Here is a 5,817-nt window from a genome sequence, read left to right on the forward strand (position 1 = left end):
AAAAAAAAAGATGCCATTATTTGAATAAAATGTATATTTGTCCGATTTTACGAAATCGATTTCTTAAAAAAAATTAATAGTATAATTTATGTCACAAAGTATTAACGCATTTATGGAATTGGTTGCAAAAAGAAATGGTCATGAACCTGAATTTATGCAAGCAGTTATGGAAGTTGCTGAAACAGTAATTCCGTTTATTGAACAAAATAAAAAATACCAAAACAAAATGCTTTTGGAAAGAATGGTGGAGCCGGAAAGAGTAATCATGTTCCGTGTTACCTGGATTGACGATGCCGGAAATACACAAGTAAACCGCGGATACAGAATTCAGATGAATTCAGCTATCGGACCATACAAAGGAGGAATTCGTTTTCACCCATCAGTAAACTTGAGTATCCTGAAATTCTTAGCTTTCGAACAAACCTTTAAAAACAGTTTGACCACATTGCCAATGGGCGGTGGAAAAGGTGGTTCTGATTTTGATCCAAAAGGAAAAACGGATATCGAAATAATGAAATTCTGTCAGGCATTCATGACTGAATTATCTAAACATATTGGCGCTGATACTGACGTTCCTGCCGGAGATATCGGTGTTGGAGGAAGAGAAGTCGGCTATATGTTCGGTCAATATAAAAGATTAAGAAACGAATTTACCGGAGTTTTAACCGGAAAAGGAATCACTTTCGGTGGTTCATTAATCCGTCCTGAAGCTACAGGTTATGGCGATGTATACTTTGCTCAAAACATGTTGGCAACCAAAGGTCAAAGCTTTGAAGGAAAAACTGTTGTTGTTTCCGGTTCTGGAAACGTTGCGCAATACGCTATCGAAAAAGCAACTGAACTTGGTGGAAAAGTAATTACAGCTTCTGACTCTTCAGGATATATTCTTGATAAAGACGGAATCACTGCTGAGAAATTAGCTTACATCATGGAAATCAAAAACGTGAACTACGGAAGAATTTCTGATTATGTGACTAAATATCCTTCTGCAAAATTTGTAGCTGGAAAACGTCCATGGGAAGTAAAATGTGACATCGCATTACCATGCGCGACTCAAAACGAATTAAACGGAGACGAAGCAAAAGCACTTATCGCAAACGGATGTACTTGTGTTGCTGAAGGAGCAAACATGCCTTCAACTCCGGAAGCAGTAACTGAATTCTTAAAAGCAAAAATTCTTTTTGCTCCAGGAAAAGCATCAAATGCTGGTGGAGTTGCTACTTCAGGTCTTGAAATGTCACAAAACTCTTTGCGTTTAAGCTGGACTTCAGAAGAAGTTGACCAACGATTGAAAAACATCATGGCAAACATCCACGAAGCTTGCGTAAAATACGGTACAGATTCAACAGGATATACCGATTACGTAAAAGGAGCAAACATTGCCGGTTTCGTAAAAGTAGCCGATGCGATGTTAGCACAAGGAATAGTATAATAAAATAAACCAACCAAAAAAACCCTTGGAATGCCATCAGAAATGATGGCATTTTTTGATTTATACAACAATTAGATAATTTTTGCGTTATATACTATATTTGTATGCTAATTCTTTTCAGATGAAAAAGTGCTTTTTCTGGGTTTTATTTCTTTTTTTCCAAGTTTGCTTATCACAGCCATTTCAGAATTGGAAAGGTTATTTTTCATACAATCAAATCAAAGATGTTTCAGAATCAAGCACTAAAATTTATGCTGCTGCCGAAAACGCTCTGTTCACCAAAAATCTGGCAACTAATGATATAAAAACCATAAACACGATTGATGGTCTTTCAGGACAAACCATTTCGGCCATTTATCACAGCGAAACTTTCAACAAAACAATTGTAGGCTACGAAGACGGATTAATGATTGTCATTAATGATGCCGATGGAACCATGTTAAACGTTGTAGATATCATCAATAAAAATATTCCCGCCAATATCAAAAGAGTAAACCATTTCATGGAATACGATGGAATTGTCTATGTATCCTGTGATTTTGGTGTTGTGCAATATAAATTGGCAACCTTAGAATTTGGCGATACTTATTTTATCGGTCCGGCCGGACAGGAAATAAAAATTTATCAAACAGCAGTTTTTAATGGGGAAATATATGCTGTAACACAATATTACGGAATTAAAAAAGCAGCCTTATCAAATCCAAATCTGAACGATTATGCACAATGGCAGATTTTTGATAACGGTTTTTGGAACGGATTAGTAACGTTCAATAATCAGCTTATAGGAATGAACGCTGATAATAATATCTATAAGTATAATGGCATATATTTCGAACAAATTGGAGCAATTGGACAAATTGGATACCATATTCGCACTGCTTCAAATTATTTAATTGTAAACTCACTTAACCATGTCTTTGTCTTCAACACTTCATTAAGTCAAATAATTCATATTCAGAACTCACAAATAACTTCAATTCCTGTAACGTTTTCTTGTGCTACTGTAGCGAATGAAACTATTTATATTGGCACCAATGAAAACGGAATCGTTTCTTCACCCATTAGTTCCCCAACTAATTTCGAATTTATTATGCCAAATGGACCAACACGAAATAATATATTTTCAATAAATAGTTCCTCTTCAAATTTATGGGCAGATTATGGTGGTTACGATATTACGTATAATCCATTTACCTTTTTACCAAGCGGTATTGGTGAGTTTGGAGTGAGCAAATACAATGAAACTGACGGCTGGTTAAACATTCCCTATAGCGAAGTATTAGAGGCAAAAGCTTTAGTGAGAATAGCTGTAAATCCGAATGATGAAAACCAGGTATATGTAGCTTCATACTTTAGCGGATTATTAAAAATTGAAAACGACATCCCTACAATTTTATTAGATGCAACCAATAGCGGATTAGAAGGAGCGACTGGGAATTGCAGAATAAACAGTACCACTTTTGATAAATCGGGAAATTTGTGGCTGACCAACAGCAGAATTAAAAACGGGTTGAAAGTATTAAAGGCAGACGGTACATGGCAATCTTTTAATATGGAAAATATCTTAACCGATTATGGAAGTAACGATTTTTGCAAAATAGCCATCGATAAAAACGGTACAAAGTGGATTGCGACCTACAAAAACGGAGTTGTAGCGTTTAATGAAACCGCCAATATCTTTAAAAAAATATCCGAAGGAGCCGATTTAGGAAATCTTCCTTCCATAGATGTACGGGCAATTGCTGTAGATAACCGGAACCAGGTTTGGATTGGAACAAATCGCGGTTTGCGCGTATTGCCAAGTGCCGGTAGCTACAATAGCGAAGAGCAAATGAAAGCCAATGCGATTATTATACTGGAAGATGGCCTCGCACAAGAACTTTTATACGAACAGTTTATTACCGATATTGCCGTTAATGGTTCAAATCAAAAATGGATTGGAACTGCCGATTCAGGCGTATTTTTGTTTTCTTCCAATGGTCAGGAAACAATTTATCACTTCACAAAAGACAATTCGCCTTTACCAAGTAATGTGATAAATGATATTGATATAAACAGTGTTACTGGAGAAATTTTCTTTGCAACCGATAGAGGAATGGTTTCTTTTAAAGGCACATCAACAAGACCTGCCGATAATTTAGACGCAGTTTATGTTTATCCAAATCCGGTTCGGCCGGAATTCGTTGGAACAGTAAAAATCGCCGGATTAATTTCGAAAGCCAATATCAAAATCACCGATATCGAAGGGAATTTAGTTTACGAAACCACTTCCGAAGGCGGAACAGTAGAATGGGATACCAAAGCTTTTGGAAAATACAACGTAGCTTCAGGAGTTTATATGATTTTCATTTCTGCCCAGGATGCCTCTGAAACAGCCGTTAAAAAAGTGATGATTGTACGATAGTCAATGATGAAAAAAACATTCCTTTTCTTATTCATTAATTGCTGCCTTTTAGCAAACAGTCAGGAGAAAGTCACCGATTCCGATAACAAAATCCGTTTCGCTTTTTCTCCGGGTATTATAGTACAACGAAATGTATTCCTTGATGTTAATCTTTTGGTGGGCAAGTCTATTATAGATTTGAACCCTAAAGTCCCAATTGTTGGTATTCAGGGAATACGGATTGGACTTGAGTCAGATTGCAATAACATAATTGCTCCTAAAATTGGGTATGAATTCAATCCGATGATTTTCGTCTTAAGGCTATCCGCTGTTAATTATTTTCAAAAGGGAGATTCAGAATTTAGGATAATCCCCGAATTGGGTTTAAGCTTTTACAGCTGGATGAATTTAACTTATGGTTACGGAATTTCGGTTGGCAATAATAAGATATCAGATATTGGACATCACCGGGTTTCACTAACTTTTAACTTCAACAAAAGATTGGGTAAAAAGTATTTGGATAAACGTTTCAAACAGGAAGAGCTTATAAATTCAAACACAAATGCTCGTTAAAACCAAAGCTATTGTCATTTCTTCTCTGAAATATCAGGAAAAAAGCCTGATAGTGAAATGTCTCACGCATTCCGATGGTTTGAAAAGTTATTTTGTTCCAAATGCTTTTGCGGCAAAAAAATCAAATCAGAAAATTGCTTATTTCCAGCCGTTAACTTTACTCGAAATAGAAGCCAATCACAAGAATAAAGGAACACTCGAGCATTTCAAGGAAATAAAACTCGCACACGCTTACCAAACAATTTCCACCGATATCGTAAAAAGCACCATAGTGATGTTTCTCTCCGAAATCATCCATCACAGCATACACGAAGAAGAAAAAAACGAAAACCTGTTCAACTTTCTCGAATCGGCATTGCTTTGGCTCGATGCTCACGATGAAATGGCAAATTTCCATCTGATTCTGATGCTCGAAATGACCAAGTTTTTTGGTTTTTATCCCGACAACTCAGAAGATGTTTTTAAATTTTTCGATTGCATAGAGGGAAACTTCACGACCTTTCAGGGAACAAATTGCCTTTCCGAACACGAAACGTTCCTATTCAAAAAATTAATCGATTTAAAATTTGACAGCGACCAAAAAGTTTTTGCAGGTATCGAACGCCAAATGCTGTTAAAAATCCTCCTAGACTATTACACCATTCATCTCGATGGTTTCAAAAAGCCAAAATCACTCGACGTTTTAAAAGAAGTTTTTGCTTAAAAATACTTTGGGCGTTACCCTACGGGTCGCGCTTTCCATTACAATCTTTTTTAAATTGCCACGGGTTTAAACCCGTGGCAATTTAAAAAAGGATTTCCATTCCAATCGCTAACGCAAAAAAACCCCGCTCATAACTCATAACTCACAACTATTTATTACTTTCGCAGACTTGATTAAAGAAAACGACAAAAATGAGTACTAAGTTTACTGAATATAAAGGACTTGATTTGCCAAAAGTGGCCTCAGATGTTCTTGATTTTTGGAAAGAAAACAACATCTTTGAAGAAAGCGTAACGTCCCGCGAAGGCGCTACACCTTACGTGTTTTTTGAAGGGCCGCCATCTGCAAATGGTTTGCCTGGAATTCACCACGTAATGGCGCGTGCTATCAAAGATATTTTCTGTCGTTATAAAACTCAAAAAGGTTTTCAGGTTAAGCGAAAAGCAGGCTGGGATACTCACGGTCTTCCGGTTGAATTAGGAACCGAAAAAGAATTAGGAATTACCAAAGAAGACATCGGAAAAACAATTTCAATCGAAGAATATAACGAAGCGTGTAAAAAAACCGTGATGCGTTATACGGATGTTTGGAATGACCTGACCGAAAAAATGGGGTATTGGGTTGATATGGAAGATCCATATGTGACCTACAAATCCAAATATATGGAATCGGTTTGGTGGTTGTTAAAACAGATTTACGATAAGGATTTACTATACAAAGGCTACA

The 5,817-nt window shown here is 36.5% G+C and carries 5 protein-coding genes; all 5 read left to right on the forward strand.

The genetic code is table 11. The annotated features are described in order from the left end of the window. The first annotated feature begins 88 nt into the window (after positions 1 to 88). Positions 89 to 1,432, forward strand: a complete 1,344-nt coding sequence (gene gdhA, locus ABIQ27_RS12815; RefSeq protein ID WP_348034308.1) for an NADP-specific glutamate dehydrogenase — start codon at positions 89 to 91, stop codon at positions 1,430 to 1,432. Between the two features lie 121 nt (positions 1,433 to 1,553). Continuing rightward, on the forward strand, positions 1,554 to 3,836 hold the full coding sequence (locus ABIQ27_RS12820; protein ID WP_348034309.1) for a T9SS type A sorting domain-containing protein: 2,283 nt from the start codon (positions 1,554 to 1,556) through the stop codon (positions 3,834 to 3,836). Positions 3,837 to 3,842: 6 nt separating this feature from the next. After that, positions 3,843 to 4,388, forward strand: coding sequence for a hypothetical protein (locus tag ABIQ27_RS12825; RefSeq protein WP_348034310.1), 546 nt, complete (start codon positions 3,843 to 3,845; stop codon positions 4,386 to 4,388). After that, complete coding sequence (recO, locus tag ABIQ27_RS12830) at positions 4,378 to 5,091, forward strand: DNA repair protein RecO (RefSeq protein ID WP_348034311.1); 714 nt, start codon at positions 4,378 to 4,380, stop codon at positions 5,089 to 5,091. Before ABIQ27_RS12825 ends, recO begins: the two co-directional genes overlap by 11 nt. Before the next feature lie 191 nt (positions 5,092 to 5,282). Next, positions 5,283 to 5,817 (forward strand): class I tRNA ligase family protein (locus ABIQ27_RS12835; RefSeq protein ID WP_348034312.1); only part of this gene is annotated, 535 nt, incomplete at its 3' end.

The organism is Flavobacterium sp. (assembly GCF_039916025.1).
GTDB lineage: Bacteria > Bacteroidota > Bacteroidia > Flavobacteriales > Flavobacteriaceae > Flavobacterium.

Bases quoted from the DNA above. Each gene is read 5' to 3' on its own strand.
- gdhA (WP_348034308.1), top strand. From the start codon at position 89: ATGTCACAAAGTATTAACGCATTTATGGAATTGGTTGCAAAAAGAAAT.
- ABIQ27_RS12820 (WP_348034309.1), top strand. From the start codon at position 1,554: ATGAAAAAGTGCTTTTTCTGGGTTTTATTTCTTTTTTTCCAAGTTTGC.
- ABIQ27_RS12825 (WP_348034310.1), top strand. From the start codon at position 3,843: ATGAAAAAAACATTCCTTTTCTTATTCATTAATTGCTGCCTTTTAGCA.
- recO (WP_348034311.1), top strand. From the start codon at position 4,378: ATGCTCGTTAAAACCAAAGCTATTGTCATTTCTTCTCTGAAATATCAG.